Below are 21528 nucleotides of genomic sequence, written 5' to 3'. Positions count from 1 at the left end.
ATGGCAGAGCTGAAGATCACCCAGGTGCGCGGAACCATCGGCGCACGCTGGAAGCAGCGTGAAAGCCTGCGGACCCTGGGACTGAAGAAGATTCGTCAGTCCGTGGTTCGTGAGGACAACGCGCAGACCCGCGGTCTGATCAAGGCCGTTCATCACCTCATCGAGGTGGAGGAAGTCAAATGAGCGTTATCAAACTGCACGACCTGAAGCCCGCCCCCGGGGAGAAGAAGGCCAAGACCCGCGTTGGTCGTGGTGAGGGCTCCAAGGGTAAGACCGCCGGTCGTGGTACCAAGGGCACCAAGGCTCGCAAGAACGTCCCCGCGACGTTCGAGGGTGGCCAGATGCCGATCCACATGCGGCTGCCGAAGCTCAAGGGCTTCAAGAACCGCTTCCGGACCGAGTACGAGGTCGTCAACGTCGGCGACATCACCAAGGTATTCCCGAAGGGCGGCACCATCGGTGTCGACGAGCTGGTGGCCAAGGGCTTGGTTCGCAAGAACAAGCTGGTGAAGGTGCTCGGCGACGGCAAGCTGGCCGTCAAGGTCGACGTCACCGCCAACAAGTTCAGCGGTAGCGCCCGTGAGGCGATCACCGCTGCCGGCGGTTCGGCCACCGAACTGTAATTTTTCTGCGCAAGCAGACACAAAAGCCCCCGCTTCGGCGGGGGCTTTTTGCGTTGGCGGTCAGGTCAGCTGCGGGATCACGTCGGCGGCCAGTCGCTCCAGCTGATCGCGGTCCTCGGCGACGGTCGCGCCGGTGGGGTTGAGCAGGATGGTCTGCGCGCCCGCATCGAGCACTTCGCGCAGGCCCCGCACCACCTCGTCCGCGGTGCCGGCCACGGCCACGTCTCCCAGCCCGGGGCGGTCCCCGTAGATCCGCGCCAACCCCGCGTCCACCCGCTGCCGCGCACGGGCGCTGTCGTCGTCCACGATCAGATAGACCCGCTTGCCGATCCGGAAGATGTCCGGGTCCTTACCCTGCTCGTCGAGCTCCCGGCGAACTGTGCGCACCGCCTCGGCGAAGGCCGCGGTGGTCGAGGAGCCGGCCCCGAGAAACGCGTCGCCATGACACACCGCCCGCGCCAGTGCCGCAGGCGCATTGGCCCCGAACCAGATCGGCGGGTGCGGACGCTGAACGGGTTTGGGGCTGATCGCGAGGTCATCGACATCGCGGAAGCGGCCATGGAAGGTGATCCGCGGTTCGTCGGACCAGGCGGCTTTCATCAACTCCAGACCCTCGGTGAAGCTGGAGATGAACGTCGAGGAGTCCACCCCGAAGGCCGGGAACTGCCGGAAACCCCCGCCGGGTGCCACCCCGACGTCGAGGCGGCCGTGGCTGAGCCGGTCCACCGCGGTGATCGCCGAAGCCAGCTGCAGTGGGTCGTGCAGCGAGGTGACCAGGACCGCCACCCCCAGCCGCAGCCTCGTGGTGACCGCCGCGGCGTACGACAGCAGCTCCAGCGGGGCGATCGTCGGTGCCGGGCCCACGGTCTGTTCGATCGTCCAGCCGCCCTCGAATCCCAGTTCCTCGGCGCGAGCCAGATACGCCTTGAAGCCCGAGTCGTCGAAGCCGTCATGGTCTAGCTGCGGGAGCGAGATGGAGAACGTCACCCGTCTCACGGTACGACGGTGGGTCCGACGGGCGGCGACTTCTCGTCGACGCGCGCGGAATGCGCGGATCGGTAGGCTCGGTTCATGTTCGCCTTTCTCCCAGGGATTCCCGGCCAGGACGATCTCAAGACGTTGGCCCGGCGCTTTGACACCGCCCGGCACAATGGAGTGCCCAGCGGGTGTGTGCTGGAGTTGGACCTGACAGCGCTACCGCCGGAGACCACCGGATTCGACCCGCTGGCCGTGATCGCGGGCGGCGGCCGGCCGCTGGTGTTGCGCCAGGCTGTCGCAGCGATCCACCGTGCTGCCGAGGACGATCGGGTTGCCGGGCTGATCGCGCGCGTGCAACTGCCCGCGGCCGCGCCCGGCCCGGTACAAGAACTGCGTGACGCCATCGCGGCATTCAGCGACGTCAAGCCCACGCTGGCCTGGGCGGAGACCTACCCCGGCACACTGTCGTACTACCTGGCGTCGGCCTTCCGCGAGGTGTGGATGCAGCCGTCGGGCACGGTCGGTCTGGTCGGTTTCGCCACCAACGCGATGTTCCTGCGCGATGCACTCGACAAGGTGGGCATCGAGGCACAGTTCGTCGCGCGCGGCGAATACAAGTCCGCGGCAAACGTTTTCACCGAGGACCGCTACACCGACGCGCAACGCGAAGCCGACGGCCGGATGATCGAGAGCCTGCAATCGCAGGTGTGGGAGGCCATCGCCGCATCGCGGCAACTGACAACGGACGCGCTCGACGCGCTGGCCGACAAGGCGCCGGTGCTGCGCGATGACGCGATCACCGCCGGTCTGGTCGACCGGATCGGGTTCCGTGACGAGGCCTATTCGCGGATCGGTGAACTGTCCGGCGGTCCGACCGAGGCTGGTGCGGATGCCGACAACCATCCGGATGCCCTACCGCGACTTTACCTTTCGCGTTATGCGCGGACGTCCCCGAAGGTCCCTGCACCACAGATACCCGGCCGTAAGTCCAAGCCGGCGATTGCGGTGGTGACCCTGCACGGCCCGATCGTCAGCGGCCGCGGCGGGCCTCAGGTACTGCCACTGGGCAATTCGAGTGCCGGCGGCGACACCATCGCCGCGGCCCTGCGCGAGGCCGCCGCCGACGACGAGGTGTCGGCGATCGTGCTGCGTGTGGACAGCCCGGGCGGCTCGGTCAGCGGGTCGGAAACCATTTGGCGAGAGGTGATCCGGGCCCGTGAGCGCGGCAAGCCCGTCGTCGCCTCGATGGGTGCGGTCGCCGCGTCGGGCGGCTACTACGTATCGATGTCGGCCGACGAGATCGTGGCCAACGCCGGGACCATCACCGGATCCATCGGTGTGATCACCGGCAAGCTGGTCTCGCGCGAACTCAAGGACAAGCTCGGGGTCGGATCAGATTCCTTGCGTACCAACCCCAATGCCGATGCCTGGTCATCGAACGCGCCGTTCACCGACGATCAGCACACCCAGATCGAAGCCGAGACCGACCTGCTCTACACCGATTTCATCTCGCGGGTGGCCGACGGGCGCAAGCTGTCGGTCGAGCAGGTCGACGAGGTGGCGCGCGGACGGATCTGGACCGGTGCCGACGCCAAAGAGCGTGGACTCGTCGACGAACTCGGAGGGTTGCGTACCGCGATCACCCGCGCGAAGGTCCTGGCCGGGTTGGATCCCGACACCAAAGTGCGGGTGCTGAACTATCCCGGTTCGTCCTGGCTGGACATGTTGCGGCCCAAGCCTTCCTCGCAACCGGCGGCCGCGTCGTTGCCGCAGGCCATGGGCGCGCTCCTGGGTCAGTCGGTCATCGGCGCGCTCGAAGGGGCTGAGCGATCCCTGACCGGGATCAGCGCGGTGTGGCTGGGCGGATACCGGTTTTGACGCTGTCGATAGTTACGACGCGATAGCGGGCGGCGCTTTGTCGGGAGCGGGGCTGTAACGTCAGATCTTGGCAACTAATGAATTGTCGACGAAACGACGGCCTGGCCCTGCGGTGTTCAACCCAGTCAGAGCAGCCGTAACAGATTGCGCGGCGGGGAACGGTGTCGTCAGACACATGGAGGACTCGTGCCCGCGCATAAAAGCCCGATGAGGGGCTTTGGAGACAAACCGGAGATTGACTATCGCGAACCCGTCGAGAATCCGCCGGACCCCGGCGTATTGAAGCGGGCGATCGCCGCATCGGCGATCGGTAACGCCACCGAATGGTTCGACTACGGCATCTATGCCTACGGCGTGGGCTACATATCCGCCGCCATCTTCCCTGGAGACGCCCAACAGGCGACCCTGCTGGCCCTCGCGACGTTCGCAGTGTCGTTCCTGGTCCGCCCGCTCGGCGGATTCGTCTGGGGGCCACTCGGCGACCGGCTCGGCCGCAAACACGTGCTCGCGATCACCATCGTGCTGATGGCGGGCGCGACCTTCTGCGCCGGTCTGATTCCGTCCTATGCCGCGATCGGGATATGGGCCCCGGTGCTCATGGTCGGGCTGCGCATGATCCAGGGCTTCTCCACCGGAGGAGAGTACGGCGGAGCCGCGACATTCATGGCCGAGTATGCGCCATCGCGTCGGCGCGGATTCCTCGGCAGTTTCCTGGAATTCGGTACCCTCGCGGGCTTTTCGATGGGTGCGCTGTTGATGCTCGGCTTCTCGGCACTGCTCTCCGATGAGCAGATGGGGCAATGGGGTTGGCGGCTGCCATTCCTCGTGGCCGCCCCGCTCGGCCTGGTCGGTGTCTACCTACGTTCGAAGCTGGAGGACACCCCGATCTTCCGCGAACTCGAAACGAAGGGGGAGCGGGAAGGTGGGCCCGCGTCTGAGCTCAAGGATCTGGTGGTCGAGTACTGGGGCCCCATACTGCGATTGGGCGGTTTGGTCGTCGCCCTCAACGTCGTCAACTACACGCTGCTCACCTACATGCCGACGTACCTGGAACAGACGATCGGCTTGTCGAGCAGCCACGCCTTGGTGGTACCCATCATCGGCATGCTGTCGATGATGGTGTTCCTGCCGTTCGCCGGCCACATCTCCGACCGGGTGGGCCGCAAACCGATGTGGTGGTTCTCGCTGACCGGCCTCTTCGTCGCCGGTATCCCGATGTTCCTGCTGATGTCGACGAACATGGTCGGTGCAATCATCGCGTTCGCGGTGCTGGGCCTGCTCTATGTGCCCCAGCTGTCGACGATCTCCGCGACTTTCCCGGCGATGTTCCCCACCCAGGTGCGTTACGCCGGCTTCGCCATCGCCTACAACGTGTCGACATCGCTGTTCGGCGGTACGGCTCCGGCGGTCAATGACTGGGTGGTGTCAAAGACCGGGGACCAGCTGGTGCCTGCCTATTACATGATGATTGCCTGCGTGATCGGGATGATCGCGCTGATCAAGGTGCCCGAGACCGCCCGGTGCCCGATCAACGGCACCGAGATACCCGGAACGCCGGAAGCGCCGGCGCAGTTGGACTACGAGGCCGAGGTCGAGGCCGAGGCTGGCACGTCGTCAGCGTCAGCCGGCCGGTAGCCGAGCGATCAACCGGTCGACGGCATCCTCCATGTGAGCCAGCATCAGCTTGTCGGTGAGTGCGACGTCGCCGGATCGGATGGCGCCGGCCAACGCCTGATGCTCATTGACCCGGTCGGTGGAGCTGTCGTAGGTGTCGGCCAGCGCATGCACGCACATCCTGGTCTCGACCAGGAAGGTCTGGTGTAGACGTGAGAGCCGTGGGCTGCCTGCGAGTTCGACGAGCACCTCGTGGAAACGCATGTCGGCTTCGCTGACTTCGTCCAGGTCCTTGGCCGCTGCCATCTCGTCGACCACGGCGAGTAACGCGTCCCCGGCGCTCGCATAGTCGCCCCGCAGGATCTGGCGGCTCGCGGTCCGCTCGATCGCCTCGCGGGCCAGGTACATGTCGCGGATCTCGCCGGAGTCCATGGTGTTGACGAACACGCCGCGGTTGCGGATCGCGATGAGCAGACCTTCCTGGGTGAGGCGCTGCATGCCTTCCCGCAGGGGACCGCGGCTGACTCCGAATCTACGTGCCAACTCGGCCTCGCCGAGCTGCGTGCCGGCTACGAGTTCGCCGTATGCGATTGCCTGCCGGAGTTTTTCGGCGACGATGCTGGGCGTCGACTCCTGTTCGACAGGGGCGATGAAGTCGGTCACGGCCTCGCTCCGAACAGGCGGCCCAGCCCGGGTAGCGGCGGCACCGAGCCGATCAGCTGCAACCCCTTCCAGACCGTGACCTGGTTCGCGGTGAGCACCGGCTTGCCGACGGCGGATTCCAGCTGGTCGATGAAAGCCATTGTGTGCATGGCAGTGTCGGGCACCAGCACGGCCTCGGCGTCGGGATGGTCGGCTGCCCGGACCATCGCGAGCACCTGCGCCTGCTGCAACCGGCCTACCTCGGCCGCGGTGACGATGCCGTGGCTGCCCATCGACACCACGTCCACTCCGCCGCCCGCCAGGAATGCGACGAAGTGCGCCGCCACGTCCTCGGGATAGGACGCGGCCACCGCAACCCGGTGTATATGCAAGTGCTGCAAGGCATCTACGAAGGCGATCGACGTGGACGACGCTGGGACACCGGACGCGGTGGCCACGTCGTCGGCCTGCTGTCGGGCACCGTCGCGGCCGAAGACGAAACTGCCGGAGGTGCACGCCCACATCATCGAATCCGGACGTGCCGCGCCCAGGCGTGCGACACCGTCGGCAAGGCGTTCGGTCCGGCCGAGATCCAGGAGGGCATCGACGCGGTGCGCATCCTCGCCGACCGAGGTGATCGCGACCGGCAGTCTGACCGTCGCCCGCAGGCGTGCCTCCAGCGCACCGAAGTCGTCTTCGGCGCTGTGGCCGGGGTAGAGGATGCCCACCGTGGCCATGCAATCTCCGTTCACCGGCACGCGTTCAGGTTTCCAGCAGCCGCTGACCGGCGCCGACGGCCTTGCGGCCCGCGACGGCCAGGGCCGCCCACATCGTGACCTGGTTGGCGGTGACGACGGGCTTGTCGAGTTCGCGCTCCAGGCGGGCGATCAGATCGTAGGTCGGCAGATTCGTACAACTGATGACGATGGCCTGCGCGTCGGAGCAGTCTGTGGCACACACCAACTCGGCCGTCGTTTCGTAGGGCACCGCCCAGATCCGCGATGTCATACCCAGGCCCGCCGTCGCGGCCACCTCGATCCCGGCCTCCATGAGGTAGCTGGTCAGCCCGCTCGTGAGGTCGGTGGTGTAGGGAGTGACGGTGGCGACCGTCCGCACCCCGAGGTGTCGGAGTGCGGCGAGCATGGAGCCGCTGGTGGTCACCGCAGCCGGGGCTCCGGCCGCACGCATCGCCGCTACCAGAGCGGCCTCACCGGCCATTCCCTTGACGAAGCTTCCCGCGGTACACGCATACGCCGTGACCAGTGGCGACACTGCGAGCACGTTCGCGGCGCCCGCCTCGACCTGCTCGGGTTCGGAGACATGCACCGCCATATCGACGGTCACCGGCAGCGGGGCGTACCGCAATCGGGTGACGTAGAGGCTGACGTCATTGGGCACCCAGCGCCACAGTTCGCGGTCGAGCGCGAAGTCGTACGGCGTCACGACACCTATCCCCACCTGCTGCAACGGTGGGGGAGGAACGACTTCCTCGAGCGTCATGTCCATAGTGTGAGGCCGAGCGGGCCAACCGGCAACAGATTGTTGACAATCCTACGAGAACGTTCCTAGCCTCGGAACCGTGCCGCCCAAAGCTGCCCGACCGGTGATCGCGGTGCTGTGTGAGCGCGAAACCGACCGGGTGCCGGGGTTGGCCTGCGTGGACGCGGAGTTCCGCTACTGCGACGCCGCCGGGCTGGGGCAGGCTGTCGAGGGTGCACAGGCGTTGCTGCTGTGGGACTACTTCTCCACCGCACTCCGTGAGGTCTGGACGCATGCGGATGCGCTGCAGTGGATTCACGTCGCCGCCGCCGGTGTCGACACATTGCTGTTCGACGAGCTGCGGGAATCCGACGTCGTGGTCACCAACGCCCGCGGCGTATTCGACCGTCCCATAGCCGAATACGTGCTCGGTGCGGTGCTGGCCCATGCCAAGGGGAGCCTGGCCAGCCTGGACTTCCAGCGCCGGCATGAGTGGCGCTACCGCGAGACCCGCAGCATCGCAGGCGCGCACGCACTCGTGGTCGGGACGGGCGGCATCGGCCGCGAGATCGCGCGACTGCTGCGCGTGGCCGGGCTGTCCGTGCGCGGCGCCGGGCGCGTGGCCGCCGACGATGATCCGGATTTCGGGACGATCGTTGCCGCCACCGACCTGGCTGCGGAGGTCGGCTGGTGCGATCACCTGGTGCTTGCCGCGCCGCTCACGGACGCCACTCGGGGGCTGGTCGACGTGGCCGTGCTCAAGGCGATGAAACCCGATGCGCACCTTGTCAATATCGCGCGCGGACCGATCGTCGACGAGGACGCGCTGCTCGCCGCGCTGACCGAACGCCGCATCGGCGGAGCCACCCTCGACGTGCTCAGCGTCGAGCCGTTGCCCGCCGAACACCCGTTGTGGGACGCGCCGGGCGCCGTCATCACCGCGCACATGTCCGGCGACGTCGTCGGGTTCCGCGACACCCTGGCCGCTCAGTTCGCCGACAACGCGCGACGCTGGCTGGCCGGGGAGCCGCTACTCAACGTGGTCGACAAGTTGCTCGGTTACGTACCGGGGGACCCGAGGTGACGATCCTGCAGGCGGTGGAGCTCCAAGAGGCCTACCGCGCCAAGACGCTCTCCCCGGTGGAGGCGACCGAGGCGGCCCTGTCGGCCATCGACCGTCACAACGACGCGGTCAACGCGTTCGTGCTCGTGGACTCCGATGGGGCGGTTGCCGCCGCACGCGAGTCCGAAAAGCGATGGTATGACGGATGTCCGCTCGGCCCCGCCGATGGCATCCCGACATCGATCAAGGATGCGCTGTGGACGCGGGGTTGGCCGACGCTGCGTGGCAGCTGGCTCATCGACGAGGCGGGTCCCTGGACCGAGGATGCGCCCAGCGTGGCACGGCTGCGGGAATCCGGCGCGGTGCTCCTCGGCAAGACCACCACCCCGGAGTACTCGTGGAAAGGCGTGACGGATTCGCCGCGCTACGGAGTGACGGGAAACCCGTGGGACCCCGCTCTGACGGCGGGCGGGTCGAGCGGTGGCAGTGCCGCGGCAGTGGCCCTCGGCATGGGTGCGTGGTCGGTCGGCACCGACGGCGGTGGTTCGGTGCGCATCCCCGCGGCGTTCACCGGCACCGTCGCACTCAAACCGACCTACGGTCGCATCCCGCTGTATCCGCCGAGCCCGTTCGGCACGCTCTCGCACGCCGGCCCGATGGCCCGGACGGTGGCCGACGTTGCCGCGCTGCTGGACGTGGTCACCGGGTTCGACGCGCGTGACTGGTCGGCAATGCCTTCTCCGCGTTCGTCTTTCCGGGCTGCCCTGGGGCAACCGGTGGCGGGGTTGCGGGTCGCCTACTCACCGAACCTCGGCTTCGGCGCCAATGACCCTGAGGTGGACATCGCGGTGCGGGCAGCGGTGGAGGTGCTCGCGGCGGCAGGGGCGCACGTCGAGGAGGTCGACCCGGGCTTCGCCGACCCGGTGCACGCCTTCCACGTGCTGTGGTTCTCCGGCGAGGCAAAGGTGTTGGAAGGCAAGCTGAGTGGTTCGGACGCCGGACGTGTCGATCCCGGCCTGCGACGCACGGCCGAAACCGGGGCGGCGTTCTCCGCGTCGGACTATCTGGACGCGACCGCCGTCCGGATGAAGCTCGGCGAACTGATGGGCAGGTTCCACCAGACTTACGACGTCCTGGTCACCCCGACCCTGCCGCTGGCCGCCTTCGAAGTCGGCCGGGACGTGCCCGATGGCTCGTCATCGCCGGACTGGACGAGTTGGACGCCCTACACCTATCCGTTCAATCTGACCCAGCAGCCCGCACTTTCGGTGCCGTGCGGGTTCAGCTCAGGCGGCCTGCCCATCGGACTGCAGATCGTCGGTCCCCGGCATGCGGATGCCTTGGTGCTGCGGGTGGGGGATGCTTACCAGGGCGCCACGGACTGGCACCGCAGAGGGCCGGGGATGCTCACCGAGGAGGTTGCATGAGCCGCTTGATCACCGTGTCGCTGGACAAGCGTGGAGTCAGCTGCGTTGCCCGGTTGCTCGATGAGGCAGCACCGCGAACGTGTGCCGCCGTCTGGGATGCCCTACCGCTGGCGGCGCAGGTGTTTCACGGCAAGTACGCCCGTAACGAGATCTACACTCTGCTCCCGGCGTTCGGTGCCGACCCTGGTAAAGAGAACACCACGGTCACCCCGATACCGGGTGATCTGTGTTGGTTCTCCTTCGACTCCGACGATCTGGGCAATCCCGCGTACGGATACGAGAACAGCACAGGCACCGGAACCACCGGTGCGATCGTCGACCTGGCGTTGTTCTACGGTCGCAACAATCTGCTGATCAACGGAGACCAGGGTTGGGTGCCCGGCAACGTGTTCGGCGAGATCGTGGACGGACTCGCCGACATGGCCGCCGCCTGCCAGGACTTGTGGATGGGCGGAGCCAGAGGTGAGACGTTGCGCTTTGCCAGGGCCGACTGAGTTTCAGCCCAAAGTGCCGCTGATGTAGACGATTTCACCCATCGGATCGTTCTCGTCACGCTCGGGGACGGGCAGTCCGTGGCGGACGAACAGCTCCGATCGAACCGCTCCGGACATCTTCCAGCCCTTGGGGCCCAGATAGTCGGCAGCCGAATGTCTTTCACCGTGATAGATCAGCGACGGCATGTCCATGTTCAAACCCATCTGGCTGAACACCGCGGTGGCGGCCTGGGCCTTTTCCGGGTCGAAATCCTTGAGCCCGGGCACGAACTCGGTGGCCACCATGCTGCCGGGCGCGCTGAGCGCGGCAATGTTGTCGAACAGCCGGTCCTGCGCTTCGGGCGGCAGATAGATCAGCAGACCCTCGGCGCACCACGCGGTCGGGGCGGACGGATCGAATCCCGCCGCCTTCAGCGCGGCCGGCCAGTCGTTGCGCAGGTCGATCGATACGGTGCGTCGTTCCGCCGTCGGCTCAGCGCCCAGGTCCGCCAGCGTGCGAGTCTTGAACTCGATCACCTCGGGCTGATCGATCTCGTAGACCACGGTGCCCTCGGGCCAGGGCAGTCGGTAGGCGCGCGAGTCCAGACCGGAGGCCAGGATCACCGCCTGCCGGATTCCCGCCTTGCCTGCATCGAGAAAGAAGTCGTCGAAGAACCGTGTGCGCACGGCCATCTCGTCGATATTGGAGCGAGCCCGCTCGGCCGCATCCGGCGCCAGCTGCGCCAGCACATCCAGACTCAGTTCACCGTCGACCATCTTGGTGAACCCGTCGATACCCACCGCGCGGACCAACGGCGCAGCGAACGGGTCGTCGATCAGGCCGTGGGAATCCTGGCTGGCGATCGCCCGCCCGGTCGCCACCAGCGTTGCGGTGGCGCCGACGCTGGAGGCCAGATCCCAACTGTCGTCATCGGTACGTGCCATCGTGCGGCCTTCCTGGTCGTCTAGTTCGATGTCTTCAGGATCGCAGACAGATAACCAGAATCACCTGCGACGTCGGCAAGCTCCTCGGGGAAGACGAATCCGTGCGCTTCATAAGCCGCCCGGGTGGACCGCACCGTCGCATCCCACCCCTGCGTGGTGAGGTAGTCGCGTGCCGAGGCGCGATCACCCGAATAGAAGAGGCTCATCAGGTCCACATCGGAGCCGACCTTCTTGGACCATTCGCTGACCCGCGCGGACCAGTCCTTCGAGAGCGCGGCGGTGTCCATGTGTTCGGTGGCCAGTCGGCTGCCCGGGGCACTGAGTGCGGTGATGTTGTCGAACAACCGGTCCTGGGCTTCCGGCGGGAGATAGATCAGCAGCCCCTCGGCGATCCACGCAGTGGGCGTCTTCGGGTCGAAGCCGTTGGCGCGCAAGGCCGCCGGCCAGTCGTCACGCAGATCGATGGGCACCGTGTGAAGCTCGGCGGCCGGCTCGGCGCCGAGGTCGGTCAAGGTGCGGCTTTTGAACTCCAACACCGCGGGTTGGTCAACTTCGAACACCACGCTGCCCGTGGGCCATGGCAGGCGGTAGCCGCGGGTGTCCAGACCGGAGGCCAGGATGACCGCCTGCCGGATGCCGGCTGCCGCGGCGTCGGTGAAGAAGTCGTCGAAAAACCGGGTCCGCACGGCGATCTGTTCGCACATCCGTTGCCGGTCGAGCATCGGGTCACCGTCCACGCACACCTCACCGTCGGCGAGCCGGATGCTGTGCTCCAGTCCGACTGCGCGCACCAGTGCGTCGGCGAACGGGTCGTTGATGAGTGGGTCGGGCTGCTTGGTGGCCAAGGCGCGCGACGCCGCGACTCCGGTCGCGGTCGCCCCGACACTGCTGGCCAGATCCCAGCTGTCGCCGTCGGTGCGTGTCATGGGTGCTCCTAGTCTCGTATCGCGATGACAGCCTGCGAGTTACGTTGCGGCGCAGCGGCTTCTCCGGCGGGGAAGGCGCGGCCGTATTCGGCGAACAACTCGGGCCGCCGCCGGGCGGTCACCGACCATCCGCTGTCGGTGAGGTAGTCGACGACCGAATTGCGCTCGCCGTCGTACCAGAGGTTGGCCAGGTCGAGGTCAAGGCCGTGCTGACGCCACTGTTCGCTCATCTCGTCACCGCGCTCGCGCAGGTTTTCGGCGATGTCGGGATGGAACTCGGTGGCCAATCTGCTGCCCGGGGCGCTGAGCGCGGTGATGTTGTCGAACAACCGGTCCTGGGCGTCAGGCGGCAGATAGGCCAGCAGTCCCTCGGCGCTCCACGCGCTCGGCGCCGTCGGATCGAAGCCGGCCGCCCGCAGCGCTGCAGGCCAGTCTTCGCGCAGATCGACGGCGACGGTGCGGCGTTCGGCGGTGGGCGTGGCCCCGATCTGCGTCATGGTGGCCGTCTTGGCGCCGATCACCTCGGGCTGGTCGATCTCGTAGACCACGGTGCCCTCGGGCCAGGGCAGTCGGTACGCGCGGGAATCCAGGCCGGAGGCCAGGATCACGGCCTGCCGGATGCCGGCGTCACCCGACGAGGTGAAGAAGTCGTCGAAGAACTTCGTCCGCACCGCCATGATCCCGATCATCAACTCGGCGCCGGCCGCCAACTCACCGTCGAGGGCGATCTCGCCGTCGACGAGCTTGGTGAAGAACTCCACCCCGACCGCGCGCACCAGATTCGCGGCATACGGGTCGTTGATCAGCGGCTCGGGTTCGGCGCTGGCGATCGCGCGGGCCGCGGCGACCATCGTCGCCGTCGCGCCCACGCTGGAGGCCAGATCCCAGCTGTCGGTGTCAGATCGTGCCATCGCTCGCCTACCTCACTTCTCAGCGCTGATGTAGAGCACCGATGCCGCGTGGGCCTCATCCTCGACCGGAGGCAGGCCCGTACGGATGAGCAGATCGTTGGACGAGATGCCGGTCGTCTTCCAGGCATGCCCTTCCAGATACGTTGTCACGTCGGCGCGGTCGCCGAGGAAGATCAGCTCGTTGAGGTCCATGTCCAGGCCGTGTGCGCGCCAGCGGTCGGTGAACTCCTGCATCTTGGCCCGGATCGTCTCCTCGTCGTTGGACTCGGTGGCGGGCACGCCCTCGACACCGAGGCGGCTGCCGGGCGCGCTCAGCGCTGTCACCTGGTCGAGCAAACGGTCCTGGGCATCGCCGGGCAGGTAACCCAGCAACCCCTCGGCGATCCACGCCGTCGGCACCGACGGGTCGAAGCCGGCCTCGGCCAGTGCCGAGGGCCAGTCGAAACGCAGGTCGATCGCCACGGTGCGGCGGTCGGTCGTCGGCTCGGCGCCAAGGCCGGCCAGGGTGGCGCTCTTGAACTCGATCACCTCGGGCTGGTCGACCTCGTAGACGACAGTGCCGGCCGGCCACGGCAGCCGGTAGGCGCGCGAGTCAAGGCCGGCCGCCAGGATGACCGCCTGCCGGATACCGGTGCGGCACGCGCTCAGGAAGAAGTCGTCGAAGAAGCGGGTGCGGGCGGCCATGCCGTTGGCGAATCGGATCAGGCCGGTGGCCGCCTCTTCGTCGAGGCCTTCGGTGGTGAAGTTCTCGTCGGCGAGCTTGCTGAAGAAGTCCATCCCGACGGCGCGAACCAGGGGAGAAGCGAAGGGGTCGTCGATCACCGGATCATCGGAGTTGGTGGCCATCGCGCGCGCTGCCGCGACCATCGTCGCCGTGGCACCCACGCTGGATGCGAGATCCCACGAGTCGTCAGCAGTCCGAGCCATGAATTCCCCTTTGTTCAGTGAAAATCAACGTGTTAGTTAGGTGATGTAATGAGCTGTGGCCGACTGTACGCTCCGATTCTGAAGAGAAGCTCTGCTCCGCAGCTGGGCCGTATCTCGGACGGATCGGGGAGGGCGAGCGCGGGTGCACGCAGGGGTCCTATCCGACGCAACTGTTACTCTCGTAGTCTGATTTGACGACTGAGTCCGCAGGCTGCGCGCCTGCAGGGCGGTCGTACACGACTTGACCATTGACGCTGGCTCCACCAGCCCCATTTGGCACGCCGCGCTTAAAGGTCGGCTGCGCAGGAGGAAGAGTGCTTTCGGCTTTCATCTCATCGCTGCGGACGGCCGACCTCAGACGCAAGATCCTGTTCACGTTGGGCCTGGTGATCCTGTACCGGGCCGGCGCGTCGATCCCGTCTCCGGGGGTTAACTACCCGAACGTCCAGAAGTGCATCGAGCAGGTCAGCGGCGGAGATTCGGCGCAGATCTACTCGTTGATCAACCTGTTCTCAGGTGGCGCGCTGCTGCAGCTGACGGTCTTCGCAGTGGGCGTCATGCCCTACATCACCGCCAGCATCATCGTGCAGCTGTTGGTCGTGGTGATCCCGCGATTCGAGCAGCTGCAGAAGGAGGGCCAGGCCGGTCAGGCCAAGATGACGCAGTACACGCGTTATCTGTCGATCGCGCTGGCCATCCTGCAGGCCACCAGCATCGTGGCGCTCGCCGCCAACGGCGGGCTGCTGCAGGGCTGCAGCCTCGACATCATCCAGGACACCTCCATCTTCGGTCTGATCGTCATCGTGCTCGTGCTGACGGCAGGCGCGGCGCTGGTGATGTGGATGGGCGAGCTGATCACCGAACGCGGCATCGGCAACGGCATGTCCCTGCTGATCTTCGCCGGCATCGCAGCCCGGATCCCGTCCGAAGGCCAGACCATCCTGGAGGGCCGCGGCGGCCTGGTGTTCACCGCCGTGGTTGCCGCGACCCTGGCCATCATCGTGGGCGTGGTGTTCGTCGAGCAGGGCCAGCGCCGCATCCCGGTCCAGTACGCCAAGCGCATGGTGGGCCGCAAGATGTACGGCGGCACCTCCACCTATCTGCCGCTCAAGGTCAACCAGGCCGGTGTCATCCCGGTGATCTTCGCGTCATCGCTGATCTACATCCCGCACCTGATCACGCAGCTGATCCAGAGCGGCAGCTCCAACCCGGGCACCGGATGGTGGGACAAGTTCGTCGCCGACTATCTGACCAACCCGGCGGATCCGGTGTACATCGCCCTCTACTTCGGCCTGATCATCTTCTTCACGTACTTCTACGTGTCGATCACCTTCAACCCCGACGAGCGCGCCGATGAGATGAAGAAGTTCGGCGGATTCATCCCGGGCATCCGGCCAGGCAAGCCGACCGCGGACTACCTGAGGTACGTGCTCAGCCGGATCACCCTGCCCGGCTCGATCTACCTCGGTGTGATTGCCGTTCTGCCCAACTTGTTCCTGCAGATCGGAAACACGGGCTCGGTACAGAATCTGCCGTTCGGCGGTACCGCGGTTCTGATCATGATCGGTGTCGGTTTGGATACCGTCAAACAGATCGAGAGCCAGCTCATGCAACGCAACTACGAAGGGTTCCTGAAGTGAGAGTCGTTCTACTCGGACCGCCCGGCGCGGGCAAAGGCACGCAGGCAGAGAAGCTGTCCGAGAAGCTCGGCATCCCGCAAATCTCCACCGGGGACCTTTTCCGCAAGAACATCGGTGATGGCACTCCGCTCGGGCTGGAGGCCAAGCGCTACCTGGACGCCGGCGATCTGGTGCCGGCCGAGCTGACGAACCGCCTCGTCGAGGACCGTATCGATCAGGCAGACGCTGCCGACGGATTTATCCTCGACGGGTATCCGCGCTCGGTCGAGCAGGCCGGTGCGCTCAAGGACATGCTCGCCGCACGTAACCACAAGCTCGACGCGGTGGTGGAGTTCCAGGTGTCCGAGGACGAGCTGCTGACCCGGCTCAAGGGCCGTGGCCGCGCCGACGACACCGACGAGGTCATCCGCAATCGCATGAAGGTCTACCGCGACGAGACCGAGCCGCTGCTGGAGTACTACCGCGACGACCTGAAGACCGTGGATGCGGTGGGCGCCCTCGACGAGGTGTTCGCCCGCGCATTGCACGCACTGGGTAAGTGATCAGGTTGCCGGGGTTGCGCAAGCGCAAGGTCGTTGCGCAGCGCAGCGCCGGAGAGTTGGACGCGATGGCCGTGGCCGGGGCGCTCGTTGCCTCGGCGCTGCGGGCCGTACGGGCAGCTGCCGCCCCGGGGGTGTCCACGCTCGAACTGGATCAGATCGCCGAATCCGTCATCCGTGACGGTGGCGGTACTCCGTCGTTCCTCGGCTACCACGGATTCCCGGCGAGCATCTGCGCGTCGGTCAATGACCGTGTGGTGCACGGCATTCCGACCGCAGACGAAGTGTTGGCCGCCGGCGATCTGGTGTCCATCGACTGCGGCGCGATCGTCGACGGCTGGCACGGCGACTCGGCCGTCACCTTCGGCGTCGGCGCGCTCATCGCCGCCGACGAAGCCCTTTCTGCGGCAACCAAATCCGCCATGGAGGCCGGGATCGCAGCGATGCTGCCCGGAAACCGCCTCACCGACGTCTCGCACGCGATCGAGGTCGAGACCCATGCCGCCGAGGCGCGCCACGACCGCAAGTACGGGATCGTCGACGGCTACGGCGGCCACGGCATCGGCCGCCAGATGCACATGGACCCGTTCCTGCCCAACGAGGGCTCGCCCGGGCGCGGTCCGTACCTGGAGCCGGGCTCGGTACTGGCAATCGAACCCATGCTGACCCTGGGCACCACCGAGACCGTGATCCTCGACGACGAGTGGACCGTCGTCACCGCCGACGGGACCCGCGCGGCGCATTGGGAACACACCGTCGCCGTCACCGAAGACGGGCCCCGAATCCTCACTCAGTAATTAACGCCAGCAATCACTACTCGAATCGCGCGCCATCGCTGGTGCCAGCCCGCGCGCAAAGGTAGTAATTGAACCGGATCGCCTCCAACGTCGTATCACAGACGGAGGTATGGAAGTGGATGATCCGGAGGCCGCCATGATGCGGGTGCTCTACGACGAGCATGCTGCCGCGCTCTGGCGCTATGCCCTGCGACTCACGGGTGACCGTGCCCGGGCCGAGGACGTGGTGCAGGAAACGCTGCTGCGCGCATGGCGTCACCCTGACGTCACCGCCGACACGGACCGTTCGGCGCGGGCGTGGTTGTTTACGGTGGCGAGAAACATGATCATTGATGAACGTCGGAGTGCCCGTTTTCGGAACGAGACCGGGGTATCCGACCCCGAACAGGTGGCAGATCATTCCAAGGCTGCCGCCGCCACCCCCGACCAAGTGGACAACGCGTTGGACCGAATCCTGCTGAGCACGGCACTGAGCCAACTTTCCGACGAACACCGGGCAGTGGTCCGCCGGGCGTACTACCAGGGCTGGACCACCGGGCAGATTGCCAACGATCTGCAGATACCCGAGGGCACCGTGAAGTCGCGGTTGCACTACGCGGTACGCGCGCTGAGATTGAATTTGCAGGAGATGGGGGTGACACGATGACACAGTTCGGTGTTCCCCACATTCCTGATCCGGTGGAGCTCGACAAGTACCGGACCTGGGATGCGGCCTATGTGCTGGGCTCGCTGGAAAGCAGCGAGCGACGCGAGTACGAGGCTCATCTGGAGGGCTGCGTGCGGTGCCGTTCCGCGGTGTCCGAGCTGACCGGCATGCCCGCTCTGCTCGCCATGCTGGAGCTCGACGATGTACTTGCCCTCGAATCCGAACAGCCCGATCCGCCGCTGCGGCCCGAGGTGCTGCAGTCCGTGCTGGCCAAGGTCAGCTGGGGTCGGCGCCGTTCGCGCTGGGTGACCACGGCCGCCGTGGGCGTGGCCGCTGCCCTGCTGGCTCTGGGTGTGGTGGTCGGCGTTCGTCCCGAGGTGTTCGGCCTGCACAGCGGCTCCGAGCAGCAGACCGCGGAGATGCTGGCGATGAGCAAGGTCTCCGATACCCCCATCAACGCCAGCATCGCGATGACCGGTTACTCCTGGGGTACCCGCATCGACATGGCCTGCAGTTACGGGAGCTGGGGCAAGCAGGACGCGCCCCCGCAGAACCTCGGCATGGTGGTGATCGGCCGCGACGGCAGCCGCAACGAGGTCGCGACGTGGCTCGGGTTGTCCGGCGCCACCGCGCTGCCCAGCGGCAACACCCAGATGCCGAAGGAGGATATCGCTGCGGTGCAACTGGTTACGTCCCCCGAAGGCAAGGTGCTGCTCGAGAAGCAGCTCTGAGCACCGCCGCGTCAGCCGCCCTTGTGGGCGCTGAGCAGGAAGCCGGCCATCGTGATGTGGCCGGCACCGTCGCGCTCGACACCGGGCGCTGATGCCGGCCCGCCCGCGGGACCGTCGTTGCCGTAGAGCTTGGCCGGGCGCACCTCGTCCACGGTCCAATGGGTGGCGACGGTGTCACGCAGCTCCTCGGCGGTGAAGCCGTTGGGGCCGGGCGCGTCATTGCCGAATGGCCTGGTCGCAAAGGCCAGGATGTACAGCCGTGCCTCCGGGGCCGAGGCCCGGTGGATGGCCTGTATGTAGGCCTGGCGGCCGTCGATCGGTAACGCGTGCAGCAGACCGCTGTCGAGCACGGTGTTGAACCTGCCGTCGTAACCGGTGAAGGCGGTCATGTCGGCCTGCGCGAAACTGACTGTGGTCAAACCACGTTCGGCTGCGCTGGCGGCCGCCGCTGCGACTGCCGTCGGGCTGGCATCCAGCCCGACAACGGTGTAGCCCTGCTCCGCCAGTGCCAGCGAGAGTGCTGCATGCCCGCACCCGGAGTCGAGAACCTCGCCGTGCACCTTGCCCTGCTCGATGAGTCGGGCAAGCTCGGGCTGCGGGGCGCCGATGCTCCACGGCGGCGGGGCTTCCTGCCGATACGCGTCGTCCCAGTCGATACCCGGCTGTGTCATCTGATGCCTCCGATCACAGAGTCCTGAGGTCACTGGTGACAACGACCTCTTCCTCCACTATGCCGAGTTCGGGTTGATCTTGATCGTGCCTGGGCATTTCCTGCGGTATGGCAGTGAGGTTGCACCAATCCGTTCCCACGGTGAACCGCTGCCGCCCACGGGTCGTGTCACTTGGCAGAGCACGGAAGTAGGTGACACATGGTCGAGGCACACAGGGTGGTGGACCACATCGTCGGTTATCTGGCCGCGAACGGGGTCTCGCACATCTTCGGTGTGGACGGCGCCAACATCGAGGATCTCTACGATGCGGCGTACTTTCGTGACGACATCACCGCGGTGCTGGCCAAGCACGAATTCTCCGCTGCGACAATGGCGGACGGGTACAGCCGCAGTGGCGCCGGGATCGGCGTGGTGGCGGCGACCTCCGGCGGCGGCTGCCTGAACACCGTGCCCGGCCTGGCTGAATCGCTGGCCAGTCGCGTTCCGGTGCTGGCCCTGATCGGGCAGGCACCGACAACGCTCGACGGCCGGGGCGCCTTCCAGGACACCAGCGGGGACAACGGGAGCCTGGACGCACATGCCCTTTTCTCGGCGGTCGCGGTGTACTGCCGCAGGGTGCTCACGCCCGCCGACATCCTCACCGCTCTGCCCGAAGCGCTGGCGGCCGCGCACCGCGGCGGGCCAGCGGTCCTGTTGCTGCCCAAGGATATCCAGCAGGCCGACGTGGGGGAGCCCGCCGCGACCGGTGGCAGGGGCAACGGGCGCGCCAACGGGACCGTCGACAGGACCGGGGCGGGCACGCGCTATTCCGATCCACGGGTGCTCGAGCAGGCGTTGCGCCTCGCCGATGGCCCGATCACGATCATCGCCGGTGAGCAGGTGGCCCGCGACGACGCCCGCGCTGAACTGGAAAGACTTCGGGCCACGCTGCGTGCGCGAGTGGCCACGGTGCCCGATGCCAAAGACGTGGCCGGCACCCCGGGATTAGGCTCATCCTCCGCACTGGGGGTGGCCGGTGTGATGGGGCATCCCGGGGTGTCTGCCGCCGCAAGTCAGAGCGCGTTGTGCCTGCTGGTCGGAACCCGCATGACGGTGACCGCCCGGGCCGGCCTCGACGGGGTGCTGGGCAAGGTGGCGACCTATTCGATCGGCGCCCAGGTGCCCTATCCGTCGTGCACCCACATCCACTCCGAGAACCTACGGGAATCGTTGACGCATCTGGCTCGCGCATTGTCCGGGGCAGGCCGGCCGACCCAGGTTCGGGTGCCGGACCACCTGCCGCGCACTGAGCTGCGGCCGCCGGCACATCACGGTCCGGGTATCCGGTATCGCGATGCGATGGCGGCGCTCGACGCGGTCATGACCGACGGCACCGACATCGTCGTCGACGCCGGCAACGTGGGGGCCTCGGCGATCCACTACCTGCCCGCTCGGCGTGACGGGCGCTTCATGGTGGCGCTCGGAATGGGTGGCATGGGCTACAGCTTCGGCGCCGGGATCGGGATGACATTTCACCGGGCCGCGGCCGGCGCCGCCCGGCGCACCGTGGTGATCGCCGGTGACGGCTCATTCTTCATGCACGGCATGGAGATTCATACCGCGGTGCAGTACCGGCTGCCGATCACCTTCGTACTTTTCGACAATCACGCGCACGCCATGTGCGTCACCCGCGAGCAGCTGTTCTACGAGGATCGATACTCATACAACAGGTTCGGCCCGAGCCGGCTGGGTGCCGGGCTGGCCGCGATGTTCCCCGGCCTACCCGCCTACGACGTCGCCGACGTCCGTCAACTGCCCCAAGCGCTGGGCATGGCCCTGGACAACGACGGGCCTTCGGTCCTCAGCATCGAATGTTCAGCCGACGAAATCCCGCCCTTCGCAGCATTTCTCGCCACCGATGGTGCCACTTCCAATACAGAGGAGAACAGGTCTCATGTCACTACCCGCGCTTGAAGACATCACGGTCCATCGGGGTACCCGTGCCCCGATGGACGGCCTCATCCGGATCGAGACCTCGCCCAAGGAGCAGGCCACTCCGATCATCATGGACATGATGCGGTCGGTCTACCCGCACGACCAGGTGTTCGGTCAGTACTGCACGGTCAACGACTACATCGAGTGTCCACCCGACGAGTTGTTCGACTACCTGTCGGACACCCGTTGCCTGGAGGAGTGGACCTACAGCCTGCGTGGTTTCACCCCGACGGAGGAGCCCGGGCTGTGGCTGGCCCATGACCGGCTGGGTGCCGGGCCGTCGGGGCCGGGAAGCGCGATCTACACCCGCACCGTGGCGAACCGCGACGCGCTGACCGTCGACTACCACTGCGCGTGGGACCAGGGCAAGCACCTGTGGATGATCTATCTGATGCGCATCGTCGACGCACAGGTGGTATTCGACAAGCCGGGTTCGGTTGTGCTTTGGACGAATTGCCATCATCCGTTCTACGACGAGAACCCCTACCCGGAGACCGCGCCCCCGGCGCGACCGGTCTGGGTGGGGGACTTCTGGGACATGTTCGGTCCCGGCCACCTGTTGGAATTGCGAAACCTCAAGGCAATCGCCGAATACCGGCACCGCAACGGCCTGCCGGTCACCCCGGCCTGGATGAAGTGAGGTC

23 protein-coding genes are annotated in these 21528 nt (G+C 66.7%); 14 read left to right on the top strand and 9 right to left on the bottom strand.

Going from position 1 to position 21528, the window contains the following annotated elements; all coding sequences use genetic code 11:
* Both rpmD and rplO read left to right on the top strand, forming a co-directional pair.
* Entirely contained in the window at positions 1-183 is a 183-nt protein-coding gene (gene rpmD, locus AB0I14_RS12540) for a 50S ribosomal protein L30 (protein ID WP_044516182.1), read from the top strand.
* Entirely contained in the window at positions 180-623 is a 444-nt protein-coding gene (gene rplO, locus AB0I14_RS12535) for a 50S ribosomal protein L15 (protein WP_358021005.1), read from the top strand. The genes rpmD and rplO overlap by 4 nt, the downstream gene beginning before the upstream one ends.
* Before the next feature lie 60 nt (positions 624-683).
* On the opposite strand, the gene AB0I14_RS12530 is transcribed toward rplO, so the two are convergent.
* Complete coding sequence (locus AB0I14_RS12530; protein WP_358021002.1) at positions 684-1610, bottom strand: LLM class flavin-dependent oxidoreductase; 927 nt, start codon at positions 1608-1610, stop codon at positions 684-686.
* 84 nt (positions 1611-1694) lie between these two features.
* Between AB0I14_RS12530 and sppA the strand changes: the two genes are divergently transcribed.
* Positions 1695-3479, top strand: coding sequence for a signal peptide peptidase SppA (gene sppA / locus AB0I14_RS12525; protein ID WP_358020999.1), 1785 nt, complete (start codon positions 1695-1697; stop codon positions 3477-3479).
* Positions 3480-3686: 207 nt separating this feature from the next.
* Positions 3687-5114, top strand: a complete 1428-nt coding sequence (locus AB0I14_RS12520) for an MFS transporter (RefSeq protein ID WP_358020996.1) — start codon at positions 3687-3689, stop codon at positions 5112-5114.
* Here the strand turns inward: AB0I14_RS12520 and AB0I14_RS12515 are convergent.
* From AB0I14_RS12515 to AB0I14_RS12505, 3 genes are read right to left on the bottom strand one after another with little or no spacing between them, the layout of a single operon-like run.
* A complete protein-coding gene (locus AB0I14_RS12515; RefSeq protein ID WP_358020993.1) occupies positions 5100-5756 on the bottom strand; it encodes a GntR family transcriptional regulator in 657 nt (218 codons plus the stop codon). The genes AB0I14_RS12520 and AB0I14_RS12515 overlap by 15 nt on opposite strands.
* Positions 5753-6472 carry a maleate cis-trans isomerase gene (locus AB0I14_RS12510; protein WP_358020990.1) on the bottom strand — a complete coding sequence of 240 codons (720 nt, stop codon included), beginning with the start codon at positions 6470-6472 and terminating at the stop codon, positions 5753-5755. The genes AB0I14_RS12515 and AB0I14_RS12510 overlap by 4 nt, the downstream gene beginning before the upstream one ends.
* A gap of 25 nt (positions 6473-6497) precedes the next feature.
* On the bottom strand, positions 6498-7235 hold the full coding sequence (locus tag AB0I14_RS12505) for an Asp/Glu racemase (protein WP_358020987.1): 738 nt from the start codon (positions 7233-7235) through the stop codon (positions 6498-6500).
* A gap of 79 nt (positions 7236-7314) precedes the next feature.
* Between AB0I14_RS12505 and AB0I14_RS12500 the strand changes: the two genes are divergently transcribed.
* Genes AB0I14_RS12500 through AB0I14_RS12490 form a run of 3 tightly spaced genes read left to right on the top strand, consistent with a single transcriptional unit; the run spans position 7315 to position 10198 of the window.
* Complete coding sequence (locus tag AB0I14_RS12500) at positions 7315-8298, top strand: D-2-hydroxyacid dehydrogenase (protein ID WP_358020984.1); 984 nt, start codon at positions 7315-7317, stop codon at positions 8296-8298.
* Positions 8295-9704, top strand: coding sequence for an amidase (locus AB0I14_RS12495; protein WP_358020981.1), 1410 nt, complete (start codon positions 8295-8297; stop codon positions 9702-9704). The genes AB0I14_RS12500 and AB0I14_RS12495 overlap by 4 nt, the downstream gene beginning before the upstream one ends.
* Positions 9701-10198 (top strand): DUF3830 family protein, encoded by a 498-nt coding sequence (locus AB0I14_RS12490; RefSeq protein ID WP_358020978.1) that lies wholly within the window; start codon positions 9701-9703, stop codon positions 10196-10198. Before AB0I14_RS12495 ends, AB0I14_RS12490 begins: the two co-directional genes overlap by 4 nt.
* Positions 10199-10201: 3 nt before the next feature.
* On the opposite strand, the gene AB0I14_RS12485 is transcribed toward AB0I14_RS12490, so the two are convergent.
* Genes AB0I14_RS12485 through AB0I14_RS12470 form a run of 4 tightly spaced genes read right to left on the bottom strand, consistent with a single transcriptional unit; the run spans position 10202 to position 13886 of the window.
* A complete protein-coding gene (locus AB0I14_RS12485) occupies positions 10202-11122 on the bottom strand; it encodes a class I SAM-dependent methyltransferase (RefSeq protein ID WP_358020975.1) in 921 nt (306 codons plus the stop codon).
* A gap of 20 nt (positions 11123-11142) precedes the next feature.
* Entirely contained in the window at positions 11143-12048 is a 906-nt protein-coding gene (locus AB0I14_RS12480) for a class I SAM-dependent methyltransferase (RefSeq protein ID WP_358020972.1), read from the bottom strand.
* Between the two features lie 8 nt (positions 12049-12056).
* Positions 12057-12959: a class I SAM-dependent methyltransferase gene (locus tag AB0I14_RS12475; protein ID WP_358020969.1), complete on the bottom strand. Its 903-nt coding sequence runs from the start codon at positions 12957-12959 to the stop codon at positions 12057-12059.
* Between the two features lie 12 nt (positions 12960-12971).
* The gene (locus AB0I14_RS12470) at positions 12972-13886 is read right to left on the bottom strand and encodes a class I SAM-dependent methyltransferase (RefSeq protein WP_358020966.1); all 915 of its coding nucleotides are present in this window, start codon (positions 13884-13886) and stop codon (positions 12972-12974) included.
* A gap of 314 nt (positions 13887-14200) precedes the next feature.
* Between AB0I14_RS12470 and secY the strand changes: the two genes are divergently transcribed.
* From secY to AB0I14_RS12445, 5 genes are all read left to right on the top strand, one after another.
* Complete coding sequence (secY, locus tag AB0I14_RS12465; RefSeq protein ID WP_358020963.1) at positions 14201-15526, top strand: preprotein translocase subunit SecY; 1326 nt, start codon at positions 14201-14203, stop codon at positions 15524-15526.
* Positions 15523-16068 (top strand): adenylate kinase, encoded by a 546-nt coding sequence (locus AB0I14_RS12460; RefSeq protein ID WP_358020960.1) that lies wholly within the window; start codon positions 15523-15525, stop codon positions 16066-16068. Before secY ends, AB0I14_RS12460 begins: the two co-directional genes overlap by 4 nt.
* On the top strand, positions 16065-16862 hold the full coding sequence (gene map / locus AB0I14_RS12455) for a type I methionyl aminopeptidase (RefSeq protein ID WP_358020957.1): 798 nt from the start codon (positions 16065-16067) through the stop codon (positions 16860-16862). Before AB0I14_RS12460 ends, map begins: the two co-directional genes overlap by 4 nt.
* Before the next feature lie 115 nt (positions 16863-16977).
* A complete protein-coding gene (locus AB0I14_RS12450) occupies positions 16978-17508 on the top strand; it encodes a sigma-70 family RNA polymerase sigma factor (protein ID WP_358020954.1) in 531 nt (176 codons plus the stop codon).
* Positions 17505-18239 (top strand): zf-HC2 domain-containing protein, encoded by a 735-nt coding sequence (locus AB0I14_RS12445; RefSeq protein ID WP_358020951.1) that lies wholly within the window; start codon positions 17505-17507, stop codon positions 18237-18239. The genes AB0I14_RS12450 and AB0I14_RS12445 overlap by 4 nt, the downstream gene beginning before the upstream one ends.
* An 11-nt stretch (positions 18240-18250) precedes the next feature.
* Here the strand turns inward: AB0I14_RS12445 and AB0I14_RS12440 are convergent, their stop codons facing one another.
* Positions 18251-18910: a class I SAM-dependent methyltransferase gene (locus tag AB0I14_RS12440; protein ID WP_358020948.1), complete on the bottom strand. Its 660-nt coding sequence runs from the start codon at positions 18908-18910 to the stop codon at positions 18251-18253.
* Positions 18911-19108: 198 nt separating this feature from the next.
* Here AB0I14_RS12440 and AB0I14_RS12435 point away from each other — a divergent pair, with 198 nt between their 5' ends.
* Both AB0I14_RS12435 and AB0I14_RS12430 read left to right on the top strand, forming a co-directional pair.
* A complete protein-coding gene (locus AB0I14_RS12435; protein ID WP_358020945.1) occupies positions 19109-20863 on the top strand; it encodes a thiamine pyrophosphate-dependent enzyme in 1755 nt (584 codons plus the stop codon).
* On the top strand, positions 20844-21524 hold the full coding sequence (locus AB0I14_RS12430; RefSeq protein ID WP_358020942.1) for an SRPBCC family protein: 681 nt from the start codon (positions 20844-20846) through the stop codon (positions 21522-21524). Before AB0I14_RS12435 ends, AB0I14_RS12430 begins: the two co-directional genes overlap by 20 nt.
* Positions 21525-21528: the final 4 nt, after the last annotated feature.

This window comes from Mycobacterium sp. NPDC050441 (assembly GCF_040655355.1).
Lineage (GTDB): Bacteria > Actinomycetota > Actinomycetes > Mycobacteriales > Mycobacteriaceae > Mycobacterium.
This window is presented reverse-complemented; position numbering and strand designations above follow the sequence as displayed.